The sequence below is a fragment of the Nitrospira sp. BLG_2 genome (assembly GCF_049222245.1).
Genome location: NZ_JBLYIG010000718.1, coordinates 1 through 1,525, shown reverse-complemented (window position 1 = coordinate 1,525; position 1,525 = coordinate 1). Strand labels below are relative to the sequence as shown.

At 51.9% G+C, this 1,525-nt stretch carries 2 protein-coding genes; both read left to right on the top strand.

Annotated elements, in window-relative coordinates; translation table 11 throughout:
• Nucleotides 1-1,110: carbamoyltransferase family protein (locus ACOSYY_RS18870; protein WP_421664430.1), on the top strand; the 1,110-nt coding region annotated here is incomplete at its 5' end.
• 20 nt (nt 1,111-1,130) lie between these two features.
• On the top strand, nt 1,131-1,525 hold a 395-nt coding region (locus ACOSYY_RS18865), incomplete at its 3' end, for an SxtJ family membrane protein (RefSeq protein WP_421664428.1).

The following is a 1,525-nucleotide window of genomic DNA, read 5'->3' as shown; positions in this document are numbered from 1 at the left end:
TGTACCGGCTTGACCATGACGAGTCGGAAATTCGACGATGTATTCGGGGGGCCGCCTCGCAAGTCAGAGTCGAAATTAGGTCAGCGCGAAATGGATTTGGCTCGATCGATTCAAGAAGTGACGGAAGAGGTCATGCTGCGGCTGTCACGAACAATGCATAGGGAAACAGGAGTCGACTATCTTTGTTTAGCAGGCGGGGTAGCGCTCAACTGCGTCGGGAATGGACGGGTGCTCCGCGAGGGACCATTCAAAGGCCTTTGGATCCAGCCCGCCGCCGGAGATGCAGGTGGGGCTGTGGGTGCTGCACTAAGCGTATGGCATCAGTATGAGAGCAAGCCCAGGGCTGCAGACAATTGTCGCGACAAAATGAAGGGGAGCTATCTTGGGCCAGCGTTTAGCAATGAGGATATCGAGGCAAGGCTGAAGACTCTGGGGGCTGTATATTGTCGTATAGACGAGAAGGATCTGTATGGTCGGGTTGCCGATGAGCTGGCAGCTGGAAAGGTCGTGGGGTGGCATCAGGGACGTATGGAATTTGGGCCACGATCTCTTGGGGGGCGTAGCATTCTAGGAGATGCACGGAATACGAAGATGCAGTCTGTATTGAACCTCAAGATTAAATATCGCGAGTCTTTCAGACCTTTTGCACCTTCTGTGTTGAGAGCACGAGTTTCCGACTACTTCCAAATGGACTGTGATAGTCCCTACATGCTACTTGTAGCTCCGGTTCTTGAAAAACGACGTCTCCCATTCAACCCGGGTCAGAAAGAGCTCTGGGGTATCGATTTGCTGAACGTGCCACGCTCGGATATCCCCTCCGTTACCCACATCGACTACTCTGCGAGAGTTCAGACGGTTCACGAGGAGACGAATCCTCGGTACTATAGATTGCTCCAGGCATTTGAGGAGAAGACGGGGTATGCCACATGTGTGAATACCTCTTTCAATGTGCGCGGCGAGCCGATTGTCTGCACGCCTGAAGATGCCTATCGCTGTTTCATGCGGACGGAGATGGATGTCCTGGTGATCGAGAATTGTGTGCTAAAGAAGGAGGATCAGAAGCCCCTTGAAGGGGATTCTGATTGGAAGAATGAGTTCGAGCTCGACTAGCTGAACGGGGGATAAGGATTATGGATCACGCAGCCACACACAGAGAGCTACGTCAGTTTGGATTGTTAGTAGGAGGGATTTTTGCCGTGATCGGCGTCTGGCCACCATTAGTTCACAGCGAGCCTGCAAGGTTATGGGCAGTTATTCTGGGTGGGGCCCTCATTGTGCCAGGTGCTATTATGCCCTGGGTTTTGGCTCCCGTTCACAAGGCATGGATGTGGATCGGTCATATATTGGGATGGATCAACACCCGGATCTTGTTAGGCGTGGTGTTTTATGGGCTAGTAACACCGATCGGGATCATTTTTCGGATTATGGGCAAAGATGAGATGCGGCGAGCCTTCGCTGAAAGCAATTCAACATATAGGGTGCTTAAAGCACCGAGACCCCGATCTCATATGAAATATCAATTCTG